This window comes from Wenzhouxiangella psychrophila (assembly GCF_042310375.1).
Classification (GTDB): Bacteria; Pseudomonadota; Gammaproteobacteria; order Xanthomonadales; family Wenzhouxiangellaceae; genus Wenzhouxiangella.
The window spans coordinates 1-19,707 of sequence record NZ_JBHJMQ010000012.1; the positions used below are offsets into that span (position 1 = coordinate 1).

Annotated in this window: 18 protein-coding genes; 9 read left to right on the forward strand and 9 right to left on the reverse strand. The window is 60.6% G+C overall.

All coding sequences use genetic code 11. The features are described from left to right. The 6 genes from ACDC66_RS13510 to ACDC66_RS13535 all read left to right on the forward strand — a co-directional run. Positions 1-1,700: AAA family ATPase (locus ACDC66_RS13510; RefSeq protein ID WP_376697258.1), on the forward strand; the 1,700-nt coding region annotated here is incomplete at its 5' end. Between the two features lie 97 nt (positions 1,701-1,797). Continuing rightward, positions 1,798-2,352, forward strand: a complete 555-nt coding sequence (locus tag ACDC66_RS13515; RefSeq protein WP_376697259.1) for a HEPN domain-containing protein — start codon at positions 1,798-1,800, stop codon at positions 2,350-2,352. Positions 2,353-2,547: 195 nt separating this feature from the next. Then, positions 2,548-4,275: a serine hydrolase domain-containing protein gene (locus ACDC66_RS13520; protein WP_376697260.1), complete on the forward strand. Its 1,728-nt coding sequence runs from the start codon at positions 2,548-2,550 to the stop codon at positions 4,273-4,275. 256 nt (positions 4,276-4,531) lie between these two features. After that, the gene (locus ACDC66_RS13525; RefSeq protein WP_376697261.1) at positions 4,532-5,014 is read left to right on the forward strand and encodes an RNA polymerase sigma factor; all 483 of its coding nucleotides are present in this window, start codon (positions 4,532-4,534) and stop codon (positions 5,012-5,014) included. 118 nt (positions 5,015-5,132) lie between these two features. Further along, positions 5,133-5,309 (forward strand): hypothetical protein, encoded by a 177-nt coding sequence (locus tag ACDC66_RS13530; protein ID WP_376697262.1) that lies wholly within the window; start codon positions 5,133-5,135, stop codon positions 5,307-5,309. After that, positions 5,309-6,280, forward strand: coding sequence for a hypothetical protein (locus tag ACDC66_RS13535; RefSeq protein WP_376697263.1), 972 nt, complete (start codon positions 5,309-5,311; stop codon positions 6,278-6,280). The genes ACDC66_RS13530 and ACDC66_RS13535 overlap by 1 nt, the downstream gene beginning before the upstream one ends. A gap of 144 nt (positions 6,281-6,424) precedes the next feature. On the opposite strand, the gene ACDC66_RS13540 is transcribed toward ACDC66_RS13535, so the two are convergent. The 4 genes from ACDC66_RS13540 to ACDC66_RS13555 form a co-directional block, all read right to left on the reverse strand. Further along, a complete protein-coding gene (locus ACDC66_RS13540) occupies positions 6,425-6,781 on the reverse strand; it encodes a DUF2141 domain-containing protein (RefSeq protein WP_376697264.1) in 357 nt (118 codons plus the stop codon). 121 nt (positions 6,782-6,902) lie between these two features. Beyond that, positions 6,903-7,307, reverse strand: coding sequence for a DUF4112 domain-containing protein (locus ACDC66_RS13545; RefSeq protein WP_376697265.1), 405 nt, complete (start codon positions 7,305-7,307; stop codon positions 6,903-6,905). 9 nt (positions 7,308-7,316) lie between these two features. Further along, the gene (locus ACDC66_RS13550; RefSeq protein ID WP_376697357.1) at positions 7,317-7,481 is read right to left on the reverse strand and encodes a YqaE/Pmp3 family membrane protein; all 165 of its coding nucleotides are present in this window, start codon (positions 7,479-7,481) and stop codon (positions 7,317-7,319) included. Between the two features lie 376 nt (positions 7,482-7,857). Further along, the gene (locus ACDC66_RS13555; protein ID WP_376697266.1) at positions 7,858-10,632 is read right to left on the reverse strand and encodes a protein kinase domain-containing protein; all 2,775 of its coding nucleotides are present in this window, start codon (positions 10,630-10,632) and stop codon (positions 7,858-7,860) included. Positions 10,633-10,844: 212 nt separating this feature from the next. On the opposite strand from ACDC66_RS13555, the gene ACDC66_RS13560 reads away from it, so the two are divergent. Continuing rightward, positions 10,845-11,333 carry a nuclear transport factor 2 family protein gene (locus ACDC66_RS13560; protein WP_376697267.1) on the forward strand — a complete coding sequence of 163 codons (489 nt, stop codon included), beginning with the start codon at positions 10,845-10,847 and terminating at the stop codon, positions 11,331-11,333. On the opposite strand, the gene ACDC66_RS13565 is transcribed toward ACDC66_RS13560, so the two are convergent. Further along, positions 11,309-11,491, reverse strand: a complete 183-nt coding sequence (locus ACDC66_RS13565; protein ID WP_376697268.1) for an exonuclease domain-containing protein — start codon at positions 11,489-11,491, stop codon at positions 11,309-11,311. The genes ACDC66_RS13560 and ACDC66_RS13565 overlap by 25 nt on opposite strands. A 274-nt stretch (positions 11,492-11,765) precedes the next feature. Here ACDC66_RS13565 and ACDC66_RS13570 point away from each other — a divergent pair, with 274 nt between their 5' ends. After that, positions 11,766-13,841, forward strand: a complete 2,076-nt coding sequence (locus ACDC66_RS13570) for a prolyl oligopeptidase family serine peptidase (protein ID WP_376697269.1) — start codon at positions 11,766-11,768, stop codon at positions 13,839-13,841. A gap of 63 nt (positions 13,842-13,904) precedes the next feature. On the opposite strand, the gene ACDC66_RS13575 is transcribed toward ACDC66_RS13570, so the two are convergent. From ACDC66_RS13575 to ACDC66_RS13585, 3 genes are all read right to left on the reverse strand, one after another. After that, positions 13,905-15,803, reverse strand: coding sequence for a gamma-glutamyltransferase family protein (locus tag ACDC66_RS13575; RefSeq protein ID WP_376697270.1), 1,899 nt, complete (start codon positions 15,801-15,803; stop codon positions 13,905-13,907). Between the two features lie 112 nt (positions 15,804-15,915). Beyond that, positions 15,916-16,545: a fasciclin domain-containing protein gene (locus ACDC66_RS13580; RefSeq protein WP_376697271.1), complete on the reverse strand. Its 630-nt coding sequence runs from the start codon at positions 16,543-16,545 to the stop codon at positions 15,916-15,918. 114 nt (positions 16,546-16,659) lie between these two features. Next, positions 16,660-17,331 (reverse strand): glutathione S-transferase, encoded by a 672-nt coding sequence (locus ACDC66_RS13585; protein ID WP_376697272.1) that lies wholly within the window; start codon positions 17,329-17,331, stop codon positions 16,660-16,662. 98 nt (positions 17,332-17,429) lie between these two features. Here ACDC66_RS13585 and ACDC66_RS13590 point away from each other — a divergent pair, with 98 nt between their 5' ends. Then, positions 17,430-17,786, forward strand: coding sequence for a hypothetical protein (locus tag ACDC66_RS13590; RefSeq protein ID WP_376697273.1), 357 nt, complete (start codon positions 17,430-17,432; stop codon positions 17,784-17,786). Between the two features lie 92 nt (positions 17,787-17,878). Here the strand turns inward: ACDC66_RS13590 and dauA are convergent, their stop codons facing one another. Further along, on the reverse strand, positions 17,879-19,636 hold the full coding sequence (dauA, locus tag ACDC66_RS13595) for a C4-dicarboxylic acid transporter DauA (protein ID WP_376697274.1): 1,758 nt from the start codon (positions 19,634-19,636) through the stop codon (positions 17,879-17,881). Positions 19,637-19,707 lie beyond the last annotated feature (71 nt).

Below are 19,707 nucleotides of genomic sequence, written 5' to 3' on the forward strand. Positions count from 1 at the left end.
ACAGCCAGGACCATGATCTTCCTGCTGGCAGGGAAGCTCGACTTCCGCAGTATCAATCCGCATGTGTATGCTTAACCCACTGGGAATTCAACAGAGCCAAGAAAATAGCTGATGATTTAAAAGATAAAACGTTTTCGGGTTTGCCAATTAGAGATATTGGAGGCGATGACTGGCGGTTGATGTGGGATTCCGCGGAGCGCTATATCACATCCCTGGATCAAGGTAATTCTTTTCCACCCCAGGAGAATGAATTATGTCCACTATGCTTACAGGATATTGGCAAATTTTCGTCTGACAAAATGGCAGACTTTGTAGAATTTCTCGCGAGCGACGCTGTGAAAATTGCGTCTGATAGTAAGAGTCATCTGGATTCGAAAAAGAAAAATATTAGAAATTATCGATTCGATTTAGCTCCATATACCTCTGCCATCACATTGGCGGATGAACATTTTTGTGGGTTCCGAATACAACTTTTAAAGTTATTTGAAGATCTTGAATCGAGAAAGGACCTTTTTTGTGGCGAGGTTGTGCCAGAAAAAGTAACTCCCACAAAGACAGAAGTTTTAGAGAAGATAAATAATCTCGTAAGTAATATTGAAGCCTCTATCGCGTCTATATCTGAAGATGACGATTCCGATAAAATTATAAAAAGAAAAGAATCCGATCTACAGGAATTGGTCGACAAGAAGCTATTCCGGGATAATATAACCTCAATAATTTCTAATATAGAACGTTATAAGCTAGTGGCTAAATATGAGAGCCTTCAGGAGCAATGCAAGTCGCGGCCAATTACTGAAAAGAATTCCGAGATTTGCAAGCAAGAAGTGGTTGTGCCTTTAGTGGAAGCTTTTAATTCTGAACTTGATAGATTTGGCTTCAGTAGATTCAAGGTTTCTCCTAAAACTAGAGGAAAGTCCGGTGCTCAGCTCATGAAGCTGGAGATATTGGATGGTCGAGAACCCTTGGTCTCCAAAGTGGCAAGTGAAGGCGAGCAGAGATGTATTAGCATTGCCTGCTTTCTTGCTGAAATGAAAGCTGACAGAAGGAAATCTGCTGTCATATTTGATGACCCTGTAAACTCTCTAAGTCACCAATGGAGTTACAGAGTCGCTAAAAGACTTGTTGAAGAATCTAAAGACAGGCAAGTTGTGGTATTAACACACGATATTGTTTTCTATAAACTTTTACTCGAAGAAATTGAGAATGTAGACGGCTCTAGTTTGAATGAAATATGCCTTGAACGAAGTAGAAAACGAGCCGGCATAGTCCGTTCAGCACCTCCTTGGGATGCTTTGACAACAAGTAAAAGAGTTAAGCAACTTCAAACAAAAGTTGGTGAGCTTCGAAAGATTGATGAAAACGGCACAGAAAGAGAGTTCCGTGAAGCGTCATTCACTTTTTATGGGTATCTAAGAGAAGCTTGGGAACGACTGGTTGAAGAAAAGCTATTGAATCAAGTAGTGACTAGATTCGGTAGGGCCGTCCAAACAAATAGATTGCGGCGGTTGATTGATGATATAAGTCAATCGGATTTTGATCGAGTAGAGCAAGGAATGAGCAGGTGCAGCACGTACTTCCGTGGCCATGATAGTGCTCCTGCCGTCGGAGACCCATATCCTACAATGCAAGAGATCGAAGACGATTTGGCGTGCCTTTCCGATTTCAATGATGAACTGCAAAATAAAAGAAAACGCAGTTAATTGGGGTGGGTGTATTTAACAAATTGCTGCACTCGGAAAAATTGCTCGCTGCGCTCCCAATTTTCCGGTGAGCAAGGCGTTAGCGCGGATATAACAAATGTCCCAGGCACGAATTACCTTTGATAGCGCGATTCAGGATGCGGAGGTCTTGCTCGAGCATTTTGATGCAGCGAATACCCAGCCGCCCCCAGAAAACACGGAAGTCTTGAAGCGGGCTGGATTGGTGATGGCGTTCACCGCATGGGAGACTTACGTTGAGGACTTGGTGCAAGAAATTGTTGATGCGCGACTCACGAGAGCGAAAGACGAACAATTAGCGGGCCTTGTTCTGAGCAAGCTTAAGTCCGATTTAAAGCGTTTTCACAATCCCAATGGTGAAAAGACCCGAAAGCTCTTCTTGGACTACTTGTCTCTTGACGTAACGAAGGCCTGGAGATGGGGTGGTTACGAGCCCGAATCAGCGTTCGCCAAACTCGATGAGCTGTTGTCGAAGCGGGGTGATGCTGTCCATAGAGCTAAGCCGCTGCAGGCTGGTGCGCCTGCGCCGCACTTGGTGAAACGGGAGGATCTTGAGAAAGCGATTCGCTTCTTGAAGCACTTGGTAGATGCTACCGAACGAGCTGTTGTCGATGAAGTAGCTCCAGAAGGGTGATGAAAGCCCGCGCTGGATCGCTTTGGTGGTTGCCTTGAGCGCGGCATCTGGTCACTCTTTCTCGGAGTATCGCGAACCGTGGGATGTGTTTCGGTCAATTGACCGTTCCCGCCGGGTATTCCCTTATTCAAATATGGTTGCGACGTTTTTTGCTTCCCGCGCGTCTATGCAAAGCACTCTCCCAGGAATCACGCAATGAGAATCCTCTCCATTCTGCTGATTGGGGCGCTGTCGTTGTCTCCCCCGTCGCTGGCCAGTGACACGCAATCGCTGGAACCCAAGCCCAATCTGGATCGCCTCGATGCCCTGCTGACAGGCCTTGAAAGCCAAGGCTTTTCCGGCGCTGTGGCGGCGGGTTTCGTCGGCGGGCCGCAACGGGTCGAGGCCTACGGCCTGGCCGATCGCGAGGCGGGTCGGGCCTATCGCGCGGATACCGTGCAGACCATGGGCTCGATCACCAAGCCGATGACGGCGGCGGCGATTCTGGTGCTGGTGGAGCAGGGCGACCTCGCGGTGGATCAGACGCTGGTGGATCACTTCGACGGTGTGCCGGCCGAGAAGCAGGGCATCACGCTGCATCAACTATTGACGCACTCAGCCGGATTCCCGGGCGGGATCGGGCCGGATAACGAGGCCATCGGTGCCGACGAGTTTCTGGAGCGGGCCTTTGCGGCCGAGCTGGAATTCGAGCCGGGGAGCGGCTATGCCTACTCCAATACCGGCTATTCCCTGCTGGGCATTCTGATCGAGCGCGTCAGCGGGCAGGGCTATGAATCGTTCGTTCGCGAGTTCCTGTTCGAGCCGCTCGGTATGACGTCCACCGGCTATCTGCTGCCCGAGTGGGACGAAAGTCGCCGCGCGCTCGGCTACCGAGACGGCGAACCCTGGGGCGAGGTGTTCAATCGAGGCTGGCGCGAGGACGGGCCCGGCTGGCACCTGCGCGCGAACGGCGGGTTGCACACCACGGTCGAGGACATGCGCCGATGGGTGAAGCTTCTTCGCGGCGAGGGGCTGTTGGATGCCGAGGCCGTGGCGCGCTGGACGAAAGGTTACGTGGACGAAGGCGGCGGAGACTCATTCTACGCCTACGGCTGGGCCGTCAGCGACAGCCCGATGGGTAAGCTGATCTCGCACAATGGCGGCAACGGCATCTACTCGGCCGATTTCCTGTGGTTCCCCGAGCGGGATTTCTACCTCTATATCCAGGGCAATAGCGCCACCGTGCCGGCCGCCAACCTGCGGCCCATGCTTTTGTCGGCGCTGCTCGATTCCGACTTCCCACTGCCGCCCGATATACCGGGCGACGGGAATCCGGACCGAGCCGAGCGTCTGGCAGGTGAATGGTCCGGTGAAGCCGGCCGGCTATCCCTCAAACCCGACGGTTCGCGGCTGATCGCCGAAGCGACGGGGCCGCAACTGCTGCGGGCGTTGAACAACGTGCCGGCCGAGAAAGCGGAATCCCTGGATCGGTTCGACCAGCGTACGCGAACGATCCTCGAGCGGATCGATGTCGGCAGCGACGAAGTGTTAAAGGGCTTTACCGACGAGGAAATGGCCGCTCGAAGCGAGCGGCTGATCGCGCTGTTCGAGCGTTTCCCCGAGGGCGCCGAAGTCAAGCTGGTGGGTAGCCTGACGATTGCACCGGGCGGCCGGTTTGCGGAGTACGGCGCGGTTGGATCCTACATTCGTATCAAGGCTGGGATCGGCACCCGGATTGCCACGGTTTTGTGGCAGGACGACGGCAACTATCGCGGCACGGCACTTGGCCCGGCCAGCGACCTGCCGGGCATGATCCTGGTGCCCACCGAGTCCGGCGGCTTCCGAGGCGTCGAGCGCCAGCCTCCGTGGCGGCAGGTGTCGGTGAATATCGAGGGCGATTGCCTGGCGATCGCCTCTGTCCGGCTGTGCCGCGAAGCGGACTGAAAACCAGGATACCGGTAAACCCTCAGGGCCTCTGAATCGGGGCTTGCTCAAGCGTCCCCGAGTTCCCGGCGCATTCCCGATATGCGATGGTGCCGAGAAGCGCTTCATGAGCATCATCCGGGCTGGGGCGTGTCGCTTCGGCAGGGTTGCGTCCGGTTGATCGAGTGAATCGGGAAACGCATCCCACCGCGCAAGAATCCATCGGCTGCACAAATTTCCGGTCCTGAGTACTCTGCAGGGGAAACGGGAGGACTTGATGCACTGGAAGGAAGCAGAGGCCGTCTTCAATCGCTGCAGCCGGAAGTTCTATGTCATCGCCATGGGGGTCACGGGCAACCGCAGACTGGCTGAGGACGCAGTTCATGAAGCGATTCTTGCCGTGGTTTCTTCCGGTGCCTCCCCGAGAAATCTGGAAGCCTATCTGTGTCGCTCCGTGCGTAACGAGGCGCTTCGCCTGGCGGCCGACCGGCAGCGGTTCGTCGCAGATGCTTCGGAATTCCTGGCACGGGCCGCCGATACAAGCCGGGCGGAGCCGGAGGAAGCGGCCTTTGTGGATCAAGTGGGCGAGGCCATGGAGGCGCTAACCAGTGATCAAAGAGAGACCATCGTGATGCATGTCTTTGGCGGCATGACTTTTCGCGAAATTGCGGAGATTCGTGAGACGCCGCTAAGCACCGTCACCTCCTGGTATCGCCGCGGCATCGCTTCACTCAGAACTGGAGTACTCGAAGATGGATGATTTTGAACAACGCTTGCAGAAATTGCGTCTCGTGGAGCCTGATAGACAGTACACCTCTCGCGCTAGACGTTTGATTCGATCCGCCGAGCCTCGCCGGTCGTGGGCACTCACGTGGGCCTTGGCAGCCTCCCTGGTGCTCTCGCTTGGCGCCAACTTATACCTGCTCAGCCTCGACGAGCTCCAGCCGCCGCCGAGTGATGGGCCCGCTGGAACGGCCGGTACGGCGCAGGTGCACGATGTTTACGTGCCCGGCGGGCGGAATATCCCCTATCTGAAAGTCAAGGAGCGTTCCTGATGCGACTGATCATCATGTTGGTATTGGCCCTGTCCAGCGCGTCCGTGCTGGGCACGGATCTGGAAATCAAGGGCACTCTGAGATTGTTCGAGCAGCAGTCTGGAGACCAAAGCAGGGTAACGATCAGGACGATTGGTGAGTTCGAGGTTCGGCGGGGCTACTACGAGTGGCACGTGCGAGAAGGCAACCCGCACTACCGGGGTGTGCCCTGGAATCTCATCGTGGGACTGGATCCGGCCACCCAGAATGCTAAGGTGACTTTCTGGATCGATGATGCCGACCTGAAGTTCGGCGAAGACGACGACGCTATCGTTCAGGAGGAATTTCACGTCGGGAACTTCGAGCCACGAAATTTCAAGCTCGACAGCTTCCCCGATGGTTCATTGATCCAGCTCTCGCTGGTGCCCAAGTCGATTCCCGAAGCGCTCCCGCCTGCTCCCTTGACCGCGCTTGATGCAGGGCTCACGCGTTTCTGTCTCAAGCACAGCAAGGTGCTCATGGACGACACCTTCGTTCTCGGGTCGATCACGGGATTCGGGGAAAAGATTGTCGTCGACGTGCCTGAACGGGCCGTCGTCAGTCTGTCCATGGAGCCGATCCACGACTGGCGACCGATTGGGAGCTATGAAAACGGCGTCATCAGCGTGCCCATGACCGAGGGGCATCAGCTTTCCATATCGGGCGTGAGAATCGGCCCGATGGGGAACGACCCCGGCGGGCCGTATGTCGTCTACGGCAGCATAGAGGCCTCACAAGCAGCCTTGCCGGAAGTTCGTGAGCGCGTTGAAGAACGCTTGAAGCAGCAACACTCGGGGGAGAGGCTGGAGGCATTGTTGCAAGCATTTCGGGCCAATCCGTTCGGTGCGCTGGGTCGTGTGACCGTGGGCAGCGATCGTGATACCTCAGAACACCTCGAGCGTCGGGCCGGACCTTTCGGCGAGAAGCTTTCGGAGTGTAGCGTCGCGGACTAGAGCTGAATGGCGGCAGCCGCCGCAACGGCATTTAAATCCTCGCATCAAAGTTGAACAGATAACCTGCCGTTCCGGCCGCAGCGCCGGGACCGTCAAGACAGGCAGTGTGGGGGTGATCAGGATGGTTCCAGGATTGGTTGTGCCTTAGTAGGTCAAGCCGATCGTGAGATTGAGGTCTTTCCCGTCGTACGAAAAGCTCGCGTCCTCGAACGAAGGGGCGCTCATGGAAATCTTTGCCTTGGCTGAAAACCCATACCCTTCCGTAGGGGCTCCCAGCCAGTTGGTGTCCATCTTGCCGTCCATGTTTTCATCATGAATGACGGCCAGGGCATACGTGCCGGGCTCGATATTCAGGAAGTCACAACGCCCCTTCGTGTCCTCAATTTTCATCATCATGATCCGCGTCGCATGGCGGAGGAATTCAGTAGGGAAGCCCTCCGGTGCATCGAAAAGTGCGCAAGCCACGGTTCCGGTACTGTTCTTTATGTCCAGAATCTCCACGTGAACTCCAGGGCATGCCGTTTGGGCATAGGATGAGGCGGGAATGATCACGCAGGAGAGCACTGCAGACACAATTGCATACCGAATCAGGATTGAGGCCCGGTAAATCTGATTCCTGATTTCAGGCGGAACGTTCATAATCACCGGCAATGTTATCGGTATCAAGCTGTCTTTCAATATGCGTCTTTATGATGCGGACATTTTTGCTGTTGGCTTTAAACGCAACATCAAAAATGTCCCCTAATAGTGGGATAAGGCCGATGAGCCAGTCAATGAAAATATTCCATACCATCCGCATGCGCTTGTGCGGAGGAACGCCGGCCTGTTTGGCAAAGCTGTATATGTAGCCTGATACGGCGACGGTTAACGTGTCTCCAATCACCGGGATCAGCCCAAGAATGGAGTCAAAACCGAAACGAATATTTGTGCCGGGAATGATAAAAGCCCTGTCCATCAAGTCGGAAAGCTTTTGAAGCTTCTCTAACGTCTCACGATTGATGGAATCAGGGTTGTTTTGTGTGTGCATGTTTAAGGCTCATCTGGAGGCGATGATATAAACAGCGTGAATAATGCCGGGTATAAATCCGAGCAATGTCAGAATGATATTGATCCAGAAATGCTTCCCCAGACCAACTTCGAGAAATACCCCAAGAGGCGGCAAAATAACCGCCAATATAATTTTGAGTAAATCACCCAGCATGCTGTCTTGTGTGCGCTCTAAAGGCATGTCTCTCTCCTTCGGGGGATCCGGATAAATCGGCCCTGATGTTGCAGGAGATAAGGTCATCATCAATGGGCTGGAAGTCGGCGCTCATGGAGTCTCAGGCACCACTTATATTCAGCCGTTCGAAGTCGTAGTATCTGTGCGCTACCGAACGGACAGTTCTTCGTGTGTCCGGCATCCTGTCATTGGCTGCTCGCAAGAGCATCCAGAACCACGTGCAATCAGCCGCACAGTCGGTTGAATCGCATCGTTAACGGGTCCCCCTCTCCCAACTCGATCGATGCACGTGGCGCCCGCACTCGTTTCTCCAAACGGGTGCGGGCATTTTTTTGCGCTTGGGTCCACGAGAAGACTAATTCCGCGCTGCCTCGTCGGCAGTGATGCGACTATAGCGCTGGCGTAGTTCATCCAGTTCCGGGCCGCCGGCTTCGAGCCAGCTATTGATGTCTTGCGCTAGCGGCTCGATGCGTTCTGACTCGTCCTGGTCTTTGTAGAGCTTCAGCAGGCGAATGGTCGACTCCAGGGCCTCCGGGCCGGGATTTTCGCCGGCTTTGATCAATTGATTTGCCTCCTCCTGCCGGTGTGCCGTTTCGGCCTGCAAATCGCCGGCCTGGCGATGGATATCGGCAGCCAGGCGCAGGGTTTCCAATAGGGCCGGATCACCCGGGTCGAGTTGCTCCCGGCGGATATCCAGCGCCGGTTGGAGGTGCGCTTCGGCCTTACCCGGTTGGTCAGCGTCCAGGGCGGCGCTGGCGGCCATGTAGCGGGCGTTGAGGACGTCGGAATGGTCTTCCCCCATCAGCCGCTCGCGCCAGACGACAACCGGTTCCATCTGTTCCAGGGCCTGTTCGGGCCGGTCGGTGCGCAGGTAGAGGTCGGCCAGGTTCTGCATGGAGCTGAGTGTGAGCGGGCTGTGGGGGCCCCAGGCCTCGCGGGTCAGCCGCAGGATGTCGCGCATCATGGCGGTGGCCTCGTCGAAGCGGTCCAGATCCATGAGCGTGACGGCCATGTTGTTCATCACCTTGAGTGTGGAATCGTGGCGGCGGCCGTAGTGGCCGGCGAGGATGTCGTAGACCTCTTGCTGGACTTCCAGGGCTTCTTCCGAGCGCCCCAGGTAACTCAGGGCCGCGCCGACGTTGAGCTGGGCGCTGTAGTAGGAATCCTCCCAGTGCTCGAAGTGGCCGCGTGCCCGCTCCACGGCGGCGCGGAAGTGGGGCAGCGATTCTTCGATGCGCCCCGACAGGGCGTGGACGTAGCCCAGGGTGTTGAGCGCGCGTACGGTGTCGGCGTGGTGTTCGCCCAGTTCCTGTTCGGCGCGTTCGATGTTTTCCAGCGCGATTTCCAGCGCCCGCTCGTTCTCGCCCGTTCGGACCAGGTGGTTGGCGAGGCTGTCCCAGGCGGCGTGGCGCACGCGCAGTTGGTCGGGGTTGTCGGGGTCGATGTTCTCCAGGATGGCGTCGAGTTGGACGCGCGCGGCCTCGTAGTCGGCCTGTCGCGAGAGCATGCGGTAGTACTGCCGGCGTGCTTCCAGCGTGTCGGTGGCGCCCGGGCCCAGGGCCTCGACGCGCAGTTCGACGACACGCTTGGCCAGCGTCAGGGCGTTGTCCACCATGCCGGCGTTGAAGTAGATGTCGCGTACAGTCTCGAACAGGTCGGCTTGCAGGCGTGGCTCGTCGGTGAAGTCGATTTCGATGTTGTCGATGGCGCGCTGCATCATGAACTCGTCGAGCAGGTCCTGCGCCAGGTCGGTGGGGTTGATCTGCCCGACGGCCAGTTCGAAGGCCTCGATACCGGCTTCGACAGTTTCCTCGTCGGCGTCGTGGGCGAACGACTGCGCGTGCTGTTCCCGCAGCCGCTCGACGAAACTCTGGCCCAGCTCGCGTGGCTGCAGGTCGCCGAGCATGGACTGCTGGAAGTCAATCATGCGTTCCAGTTCCGCCGATCTGGCCTCGGCGATCTGCTGTTGCTCGCGCGCTTCGGTCATCCCCTTGATGGCCAGGGTGAGGCCGGCGGCCAGCGAGACGGCCACCAGGCTGGCGGCGGTCACCGTCAGGGCGTTGCGCTGCACGAAACGCCGCGCGAAATACCAGCGCCCGCCGTTGACCGCGCGCACCGGCTGGCGGTCGAGATAGCGTCGGACGTCGTCGGCCAGTTCCGGCACGCTGGCGTAACGCTGATCGCGATCGTGGGCGATGGCCTTGCCCGTGATGGCGTCGAGGTCACCCTTGAGCTGGCGCACCAGGCGCTTTGGCTTGGTGCCGCGTCGCTCGGCGGCGCCTGCAATATCGGCTTGCTCCGATTCGAGCAGCTTCGAGGGTGCCGGTGGCGGATACAGTTCGGCCAGCTGTTCGCGGATGACGCGCGTGTCGGTTTTCTTGAACAGCTGCGAGGGATACGGTCGGCAGTCGGTGAGCAGCTCGCACAGGATTACCCCCAGCGAATAGACATCGGCGCGCATGTCGATGCCCACGCTTTCGTCGAACAGCTCGGGGCTCATGTAGTGCGGCGTGCCCGCCGTGCCCTGGTGACGGCGGTCGCTGGCTGAGCTTTCGGTCACGGCGATGCCGAAATCGATGATTTTGGGTCGCGGCTGGTCGTCAACGCGCGTGACCAGGATGTTGGCGGGCTTGAGATCACGGTGCACCAGGCCCTTCTGGTGGGCGTGCGACACGCCCTGGCAGATGCGCACGAACAGCTCCAGACGTTCGCGCAGCCCCAGGCGGTGCTTGGTGCAGAACTCGGTCAGTGTCTGCCCAGGCACGTACTCCATGGCGAAGTAGGGGTAGCCGTCGGGGTTGGTTCCGGCCTCGAAGATCTGCGCGATGGCGGGATGGTTCATCTGCGCCATGGCCTGGCGCTCGACCAGGAAGCGCACCTCGCTGGTCGCGCTTCGGATCTTGTGCTGGATCAGCTTGAGCGCCACCTGGCGCTCGACCGGCTCGTACTGCTGGGCGAGAAACACCTGGCCCATGCCGCCGCTGCCGAGCTTGTCGATGACGCGATAGCCGGGGAGCTTCAGCTCGTCATCCGCGCTTTGGGTATTGTGATCCCTGTCGTCTTCACTCAGGGCGCGGGTGGCGTCCTCTTCGAGATACGTGCGGTCATCGTCGCGTCGATCGTTGCTCATCCCCTAACCTTGTTGTCTGGCGCAGTCGCTGACGATTGGTACGACCATTATGCAACATGAACCGCCTGGGGCTCACGCTAGGCGTTTTCAGGCGCCTCGAGGCATGGGCTTGCCGAGGCCTTGCAGGGTGGGTGGGCGTGACCTCTGGCACGCGTCGTTCGCTTCGCTTCCAAGGACAATGTCATTCACTCAACAATCCGGGAAGCCACGCAATGAGCGATCCGCAAAGCCCTACGTTCCTGCGCCTGTTTGGCCTGGCCTTTTTGATATTCGTCGCCGCACCGTCTGTCGCCGAGGAGCCGACCGATCTCCACGCCACGATCGCCGAACTGGACACGGCAATGTTCGAGGCCTTCAACAGCTGCGAAGATCCGTCTGAGCTGGCACGGCACGAAGCGTTTTTTGCCGAGGACGTCGAGTTCTATCACGACCAGGGCGGGGTCACATTTTCACGCGACGAGATGATTGCCAATACGCGCAACAACGCCTGCGGAAACTACTGGCGTGAGCGTATCGAGGGCACGCTGGACGTTCATCCCGTCGCGAACTTCGGCGCCATCGCCATCGGCGAGCACCGCTTCTGCGAATTCGCCACGGGCGATTGCCCCGGCGTGGCGGATTTCACCACCGTGTGGCGCAAGGGCGACGATGGCTGGCGGGTCACCCGCGTACTCAGCTACGGCCATCGTCCGAGCGAATGATCCTTCAGGGCTTGCGCGGGTGCGGCGCGGCCGGGGTGCTCAGGCTGGATGCGGATGAAGAAGCGGTCCATCTCGTTGCCTTCGAGATCAGTGTAGATCGCACCCAGGTCGATTACTTCGTTATTGGAAGGATCCAGGCCTGTGGTTTCGACATCCACGATGGCCAATCCCCAGCGTTCGGGAGCTTCGTGCAACTCGGGGGGACCTTCAGAAGAGAGGGTGGTTGACGATGAAAAGGTAGTCCATGGATGCGAGGGCTTTCGTTAGGGGGTTGCATGCTTTCCTGCAGGGCCTTCCGGCTGCTGACGCGGTGACCGTTTCGAGCCGCTGTATGCCGAAAGTCCCTGTCACTTTCGTCACTTGGGTCTATCGGCCGGTGCATGTTTGCATGAAGGGGACATTCAACTTGGGTCACAAACCCGGGGAGTCCAGATGCAATTCAGGACCTTCATTCAAACGCCGCTGCTGGCCGGTATTCTGGTGGCCGGCACTGTCTTCGGCGAGGGCGCGTTGCGCCCGATTCACTTCATCGACCATGCCGAGATCATCGCGCTCACGCTTTCGCCGGATGGCGAACAGGCGTTGGCCACGACCCGGCGGGCCGATCCGGACAGCGACGAGAACAAGGTCAGGCACTGGTTGCTCGACACCGATGCGAAACGGGCACCGGAGCAGCTCGACCTGTCTCGCGGTGCAAGATCGATCGCGTGGCATCCGGACGGCGAGCGCATCGCCTGGCTGGCCCGTGCGGACAAGGGGCCGCAGGTCCATCTTGCTCGTCCCGGCTCCGGTTCACCCGAGATCATTACCAGCGCGCCCGGCGGCGTGCGTGACTTCGAATTCGGTCCGGACGGGCGCAGGCTGGCCTACAGCGTTGCAAGACCCATTCGCGGCGAGGGTGTCGGCGACGAATCGCAGCGCGCGGGCGTGGAGGTGGATGTTGCCACTTTCGGTACGACGCAGCTGCTGTCCGGGCAGCTCGATCGCCCGCCCCGACCGCGTCGCCAGACCGTGCTGTATCTGCAGGACCTGCAGGAGCGCGAACCCCGCGTCGTGGTGCCGGATCACACAGTCACGGGCTTTTCTTTCTCGCCGGAAGGCGACCGTCTGGCGTTGACCGCATTCGAAGGTGCCCGGCGCGCGTCGGGATGGCCCCTGGCGGGTACGGACCTGATGGTCTTCGATCTCCGCTCGGACGATTTCGAAGTGTTGAGCGAGGGCCGCGACGGCAAGGACGGCAGCGCCTTTCGCGGGCGTATCAGTCATCGCGCGCCGCGCTGGTCGCCTTCTGGGGATCGCATAGCCTTCCTGCGTACCGATTACGATTCTGGGCCGGGTGCCGCGCCGTCGCTGGTCGTGCACGATTTCGAATCAGGTGATACCCGGACCGTCACCGACTCCGACGAGACCGAGCTGGTGCTTTCCGGTATCGCCTGGCACAAGCCCGACCGCCTCCTGCTGGAACGCACGCACCGGGCCCGGAAAGGTCTCTTCGCGCTAAGCGTGGGAAGCGGAACGATCAGTGCAGTACGGACTGCACATGGCGACCATGGCTCGTACGCCTTTTCCGCGGACGGCTCACGGGCCGCCTGGGTCGAGCAAAGCACGACCCGCCCACCCGAGGTTTACTTCGGCCACCCGGCCGAAGACAAGGCGGTTCAACTGACCCGCTTCAACGATGATCGGGCCGGGTTGCCACTCAATCCGGTCGAGCAGGTGAGCTGGAACTCGACCGACGGGCGACGGGTTCACGGCTGGCTGATGACGCCGCCCGATGCCGATGAATCCGATCCCGCGCCCCTGCTGACGGTTCTGGCCGGCGGGCCGGGGTTGGCGATGACGAACCGCTACGATTTCTTTCCCCGCGACATGTGGCCTTTCCCGCTGCAGGTGCTGGCGAACCGGGGCTATTCAATCCTCGTCGTTCACTACCGGGGCACGCACAGCTTCGGGCCGGAATTCCGGCGGTTCACGCCGGGGCGTGAGGACGTCGCCGATGTGCGCCGCGGCGTGCGGGCGATGAGCGAACGTCCGGAACTTGACGCTGAGCGCTTGGGCATCATGGGCCACAGCCACGGGGCGTGGCTGGCGCCGATGGCCGCCGACGGTTTGCCTGGCGTCCAGGTGGCTTCGATCGCGGAGGGTATGAGCAACTACCTGAGCAGCTACTTTTCCCTCGAAGGCAGGCGTAACCTCGATCTTCATGAACCGGCGCTGGGCGCCACGCCCTGGGAAGATCCCGAGCGCTACCTGGAACTCTCACCGGTGTTCCAGAAACGATTTATCAGCGAGACTGCCACGCTGATCGAAGCCGGCGAGAAGACCGGCGCCGTCAAGGCGATCCACCTCGCCAAGGCGCTTTGGCGTCACGATGCGCCGCATGAACTGGTGATCTACCCCGGGACCGGGCACGGCTTTCGCAGGCCTGCGCTCATGCTCGAGTCCAAACAGCGCAATCTCGCCTGGTTCGAGGAATACCTGCCGGTCGCCGGATCAGGGCAGGATTGAGATTGGACGGTGCCTCCGGCCCGAAACGGGCCGGAGCCCTGGGAGATTCGCGAGAACCCGCGATTACCAGGCGATGCCGTAATCCTCGCCGTAGTCGCTGGCACCGCCCTGCATGGTGCCGTTTTCCCAGTCGAACCAGATCGCCTGCGTCGGGTTGTAGACGCGATCGACCCGATCGACGTCGTAGCCCATCGTGCGCAGCTGGTCGGTAGTGTAGGGCGAGAGCGAGCGCGGTACTTCGATGCGGCCCGGTTCGGCCTGGTGGGCGCCGAAGCTGCTTTGCATCTGGTAGCTCATGATGTTCTGTTTGCCCTCGGCGGCCTGCTGGACGTTCATGTCCCACTCGACCATGTTGAGGAAGAACTGCAGCAGGTTCTGGTCCTGCGTGTCGCCGCCCTGCACCGAGAAGGCCATTAGCGGCTTGCCGTCTTTCAAGGCCATCGAGGGCGTGAGCGTTACGCGCGGGCGCTTGCCGGGTGCGACCACGTTGTAGGGGTTGAGCGCTTCGTCGAGGACGAAGCTTTGCATGCGCTGGCTCAGGCCGATGCCTGAATTACCCGCGATGAAGGCCGGCACCCAGCCGCCGGACGGGGTAACGGAGACGACCCAGCCGTCGGCATCGGCGGCCTGGATGGCTGTGGTGCCGGCGCGGAAGCCTTCCTCGAAGTTCATCAGGCTGGCCTGCTGGAAGCCTTCCTCACCTTCGGCTTCGGCCTCGGGCGGCACGATCTGCCAGTTCTGGCGCAGTTCCTCATACGGGTTGTCGCCGGACTGGTACTGGTACGGATCACCGGGCAGGTAGTCGGTCAGGTTGCGGTCTTCGCGAATCAGTTCGCGGCGCTCGGCGGCGTAGTCCTTCGACAGCAGGCCCTCGATCGGCTCTTCGGGCGGGGTGTAGGGGTCGCCGTAGTAGAAGTCGCGGTCGGCGAAGGCCAGGTTCATGGCCTGGTAGAGCGTGTGGATGTAGCGCTTGGAGTTGTAGCCCATGGCCTTGAGGTCGAAGCCCTCCAGGATGTTGAGCGCCTGCAGCATGACCGGGCCCTGCGTCCAGGTGGTCAGCTTGTAGACGTCGATGCCGCGGTAATCGGTGCTCACCGGTTCCTCGAGCTTGACCTCCCACTCGGCCAGGTCTTCCATGGTGAACAGGCCGCCGGCCTCGCGCGTGGCCGAGACGATCTCCTCGGCGATATCACCCGTGTAGAAGCGGTCGTAGGCGGCGTAGATGGCTTCCTTGCGGCTCTTGCCATCGGCCAGCGCCTGCTGCTCGGTCTCGACCAGCTTTCTGAGGGTGTTGGCGAGGTCTTCCTGCACGAACACTTCGCCTTCGCGCGGCGCGGCGCGCTGATCGGGGTTGTCTGAGTCGTAGTGCGGCAGGAATACTTGCCTGGAAGACGGCCACTGCTCCAACACTTCACGCCGGCGCTCCATGTTGTCCGCCTGCGCTTTTTCGATCGGGTAGCCCTCGGCCATCTCGATGGCGGGGGCGAGTACCTCGGCCAGGCTGAGTTCGCCGTACTCGGCAACCATCACCATCAGGCTGCCCGGGGTGCCGGGCGTGACCGCGGCCAGCGGGCCGTACTCGGGCGGATACTGCATGCCCTGATCCCGGAAGAATTCGGGAGTCGCGCCGGTCGGTGCCACGCCGACGCCGTTGACGCCGATGACCTCGCCCGTTTCCGGATTGTGAATCAGCGCCTGGGTTTCGCCACCCCAGCCAAGCGTGTCCCACATGGTGGCGGTGGCGCCCAGCATGGCCGCGGCCGCATCCACGGCGTTGCCGCCCTGGTGGAACATCCGCGCCCCGGCGGTCGCACCCAGCGGCTTGCCGGTGACGGCTACCCAGTGCTTGCCGTGCAGTATGGGTTTGCCCACGTCCTGGGCGAGGGCGGGAACCGTGGTCAGGACAAGAATCAATGCCGCAAGTGCGGGCTTGCAAAACGGGATGGATCGGCGAGTAGCCATGGACTTCTCCGGTGGGAACTTGCCTTGATCATAACAAGCGCAGGTGGATGAAGCCTTCAAGGATACGGCCCCGGCATGAACCGGGGCCGTGGTTTGACGTTGGTGCTGTGCCTCAGAGACCGAGGTCGATGGGCAGCAGGACGGCGTCGATTTCGTGAATCACGCCGTTGCTGGCGCTGGTGTTGGGGCCCACGATGGTGGCATCGCTGCCGACGGCATCGATGTTGCCCGAGCTGTCCACGCTGAAGCTCGCGCCCTCAAGCAGGGTCTCGATGCTGCGCTCCCCGCGGCGCGGCACAACGCTGTTCGAGGCTCGCCGACCTTCCGTGACGTGATAGCTCACGACAGCCTCGATGGTGCCGGCGCCGAGCAAGTCGTCGATGGCGGCGAACGGGCCTTCGTTATTGAGGATGTCCTGGTCGAGCAGGCCGGCGACCGCACCCACCAGCGCCAGGAAGGCCTGGTCGTTGGGCGCGAACACCGTGTATTGCTCTTTGTCGAACAGGCCGGAGATCAGCGCGCTGTCGGGATTGGTCTCGGCAATGTAGCCGATGGCGGCAAGCAGCAGGCTGAACTCCGCCGGATCGGCCGAGGCCGACTCGGTTACGATTTCGGCAATGGTCTGGTCGCCGGGCACCACGCCCGGAGGCGGGCCGGCCCGGTCGGGTCGACCCTGGGCATTGGCCAGGGCGGATACAAACAGCAGTGTGACGGCGATACTCGTGGCAAATACGGTTTTCATGAGGCAATCTCCAGAATGATGCACAAAGGTTGAAGTACACCCCTTTCACCTGGAGGTATACGCCCTGGATGTCAGTGCGGCGTGACGCTGGCGTGCAGGTTGCGTGAAGGCCGGTCAGGCGGGTCCGTAGTCGTAATCGCCGCCGGCTTCCAGCGCGCGCCGATAGGCGGGCCGGGACTGGAAGCGACGGACGAATTCGACCACGTGCGGATACGCCTCGCCGACCGTACCACGGGCCACCGCGGCTTCCAGCGGAAAGCTCATCTGGATGTCCGCGGCGGTGATCGATTCGCCCGCGAACCACTCGTGTTCGGCCAGGTAACCGTCGACGAAGGCGAAGTGCGTCCGGATCTGCGGATCGGTGAAGGTCCGGTCTACCTGGCCGGCGATTCCGGCCGCGACCGGGCGTACGAACAGGGGTGAGGCGGTGCGGACCTTGGTGAACACCAGTTTGAGCAGCAGCGGGGGCATCAGCGACCCTTCGGCGTAGTGCATCCAGTAGCTGAAGTTCCAGTAGGCCGGGTCGTCGGTTTGCGGGGCCCACTCGCCGCCACCGTAGGTTCGCGCGAGGTATTCGATGATGGTTGCCGACTCGGCCAGCACGCGATCGCCGTCGGTGACGATCGGCGACTTGCCCAGTGGATGGATCTCGCGCAGCTCCGGCGGGGCCAGGCTGGTTTTGCGGTCGCGCTCGTAGCGGTGGATTTCGTAATCGACGCCCAGTTCCTCGAGCAACCACAGCACGCGCTGCGAGCGCGAGTTTTCGAGATGGTGAAGGGTGATCATGCGCGTATCCCGTTTGTGATCCGGTCATGGTAGCTTTCTATGCGGCCGGAAAGCATAGTGCGGCTGAATTCAATCTATATTGCTGCCGGGTTAATCGTATGGAGATGATCGCCAAGTACGCGTCGCATTCGGAAGCCGAAGAGCGGGCGGCCTTCCTGCGTTCGCGCGGGATAGCAACGCATGTTTCCGACATGACATCGCTGCGACTCAACCTGGCGCACCAGGGCCGGTACCGGGCCGCGCTCTGGGCCGTGCTGCCCGAACAGGCCGAGGATGCCGTGGCGCTGCTGGACAATCCCGAGCACGTCGCCGAAACCGCGCTGAACGATCACGAGTTCCGGCAGCTCGAAGGTGAAGGCGCCGACGCGGCACGACGCATGATGATCCGCTGGCTGACCGTCACGGCGCTGGTGCTCACCGGCCTGGCGGCATTGATCGTGGCAATGGGCTTGTAGCCGTCTTGTTTCACGGCCCGAAAGGTGGCTGGCACCGTCAGCTGCTGAGGATTCTGGCACTGTCCGAACCGCCGCCAACCTGATCGCTCGATTCAGTCCTTTTCCGTTGTGATGCTTTCGTTTGACTGCCAGTTGCGTGCGATCCGCAACGCCTGTTCGCTGTTACGGCAGAAGGTCAGTTGTCCACGGGTCCGGCGAATGCCCGCGCGCCTGAGCTTGGCGATGATACGCGGCTCGGCGTGTGTCACGATCAGGGCGACATCGCCCTTGCGCAGCTGATCGAGCATGGACTGGAAGACCACGATGGCTGACATGTCCATGCTCGGTACCTCGCGCATGTCGAGGATGACGCTGCGCACTTCCGGCTCCAACCGGTGCAAGGTGGCCAGCGCGCGCTCGGCCGCGCCGAAGAACATCGGGCCGCGAATGCGGAAGGCGGCCATATCGGGTGGCAGGTCGGACGGTAGCCCGGCGGCGGTGCCGCTTACCTGCCTGGTCGATGTCAGCTCGGCCATGCGCTGAATGAACAGCATGGCGGCCAGCCCTACGCCCACGGCTACCGCCACGACCATGTCGAAAACGACCGTCAGGCCGAAGCAGGTCAGCAGCACGGCCACGTCGCCGCGTGGTGCGGTCTTGACGATGCGAATGAAATGCCCGGCTTCGCTCATGTTCCAGGCTACGATCAATAGCAGGGCGGCCAGGGAAGCCATGGGCAGTAGTGAAAGGCCGCCGGCGAAAAACAGCATGGCCAGCAGAACGACTATGGCGTGGACCATGCCTGCAACGGGTGAGACCGCCCCGAAGCGCACGCTCGTGGCCGTGCGCGCTATGGCGGCGGTGGCGGTGATGCCGCCGAACATCGGCGCGACCATATTGCCAATGCCCTGGCCGACCAGTTCGGCATTGGGGCGGTGGCGGGTGCCCGTCATGCCGTCGGCAATCACCCCGCAAAGCAGCGACTCGATGGCACCGAGCATGGCGATGGCAAGCGCCGGCCCCATCAAGTCGCGCAACAGGGCGAAGTTGAACTCGAGAGATTCGCCATCGGCACCCGGTAGCTGCCAGGGCCAGTCGAAAGCGGGGAGAACCGGCGGGATGCCCCGGCCGCTCGATTCGCCCAATTCGTAACTGAAGCGGCTGGCAATGGTAACCACGTCGAAACCCGGCCAGTAGCGTGACGCCAGCCAGGCGCCCACGCCCGCCACCAAAAGCGCGACCAGCGGGGCCGGAACGGCCGTCTTCAGTCGCGACCAGGCCAGCAGAATGGCCAGGGTCAGCAGGCCCACGACCAGGTCCTGCGGGCGGGTGGAAGGAAGGGCCACCACGATGCCGTGCAGCTGTTCGAGAAAATGTCCGCCGCCCTGGGTCGCCGCGAGACCGAGCAAATCGCGGATCTGGAGTGTGGCAATGACCACGGCGATGCCGGCAGTAAAGCCCACCACCACCGGATAGGGAATGAAGCGTATCAACCGGCCCAGGCCGGACAGGCCCATCAACAGCAGGATGGTTCCGGCCATCATGGTCGCCAGCAATAGGCCGCCGACGCCATGCTCGGCGACGACCGGCATCAGCACGACTACGAAGGCGGCCGTGGGTCCGGAAATGTTGAAGCGGGAACCCCCGGTCAGTGCGATCAGGAAGCCGGCCACCATCGAGGTGTACAGCCCATGCTGCGGTGCCACCCCGACGGCGATCGCCAGAGCCATTGCCAGGGGAATCGCGACTATGCCAACCGTCAGGCCGGCCATGAGGTCGCGTTTTAACGCATCGATGCCGTAGCCGGCACGAAGGGAATCGATCAGCGCCGTGAACGGCAACCGATCGCGCAGGGAATTCGAGGCAGGCATCGCTACATTATAGCGCCCGGCAGCTATCGTCCCCGCTGAGCCTGACCTCGAGCGCGCCGGTCAGCGCCCGG

Coding starts and splice junctions, on each gene's coding strand:
- ACDC66_RS13570 (WP_376697269.1), top strand. CDS start 11,766: ATGCAATTCAGGACCTTCATTCAAACGCCGCTGCTGGCCGGTATTCTG.
- ACDC66_RS13550 (WP_376697357.1), bottom strand. CDS start 7,481: ATGCTGGGTGATTTACTCAAAATTATATTGGCGGTTATTTTGCCGCCT.
- ACDC66_RS13580 (WP_376697271.1), bottom strand. CDS start 16,545: ATGAAAACCGTATTTGCCACGAGTATCGCCGTCACACTGCTGTTTGTA.
- ACDC66_RS13590 (WP_376697273.1), top strand. CDS start 17,430: ATGGAGATGATCGCCAAGTACGCGTCGCATTCGGAAGCCGAAGAGCGG.
- ACDC66_RS13535 (WP_376697263.1), top strand. CDS start 5,309: ATGCGACTGATCATCATGTTGGTATTGGCCCTGTCCAGCGCGTCCGTG.
- ACDC66_RS13515 (WP_376697259.1), top strand. CDS start 1,798: ATGTCCCAGGCACGAATTACCTTTGATAGCGCGATTCAGGATGCGGAG.
- ACDC66_RS13545 (WP_376697265.1), bottom strand. CDS start 7,307: ATGCACACACAAAACAACCCTGATTCCATCAATCGTGAGACGTTAGAG.
- ACDC66_RS13560 (WP_376697267.1), top strand. CDS start 10,845: ATGAGCGATCCGCAAAGCCCTACGTTCCTGCGCCTGTTTGGCCTGGCC.
- ACDC66_RS13525 (WP_376697261.1), top strand. CDS start 4,532: ATGCACTGGAAGGAAGCAGAGGCCGTCTTCAATCGCTGCAGCCGGAAG.
- ACDC66_RS13585 (WP_376697272.1), bottom strand. CDS start 17,331: ATGATCACCCTTCACCATCTCGAAAACTCGCGCTCGCAGCGCGTGCTG.
- ACDC66_RS13575 (WP_376697270.1), bottom strand. CDS start 15,803: ATGGCTACTCGCCGATCCATCCCGTTTTGCAAGCCCGCACTTGCGGCA.
- dauA (WP_376697274.1), bottom strand. CDS start 19,636: ATGCCTGCCTCGAATTCCCTGCGCGATCGGTTGCCGTTCACGGCGCTG.
- ACDC66_RS13520 (WP_376697260.1), top strand. CDS start 2,548: ATGAGAATCCTCTCCATTCTGCTGATTGGGGCGCTGTCGTTGTCTCCC.
- ACDC66_RS13555 (WP_376697266.1), bottom strand. CDS start 10,632: ATGAGCAACGATCGACGCGACGATGACCGCACGTATCTCGAAGAGGAC.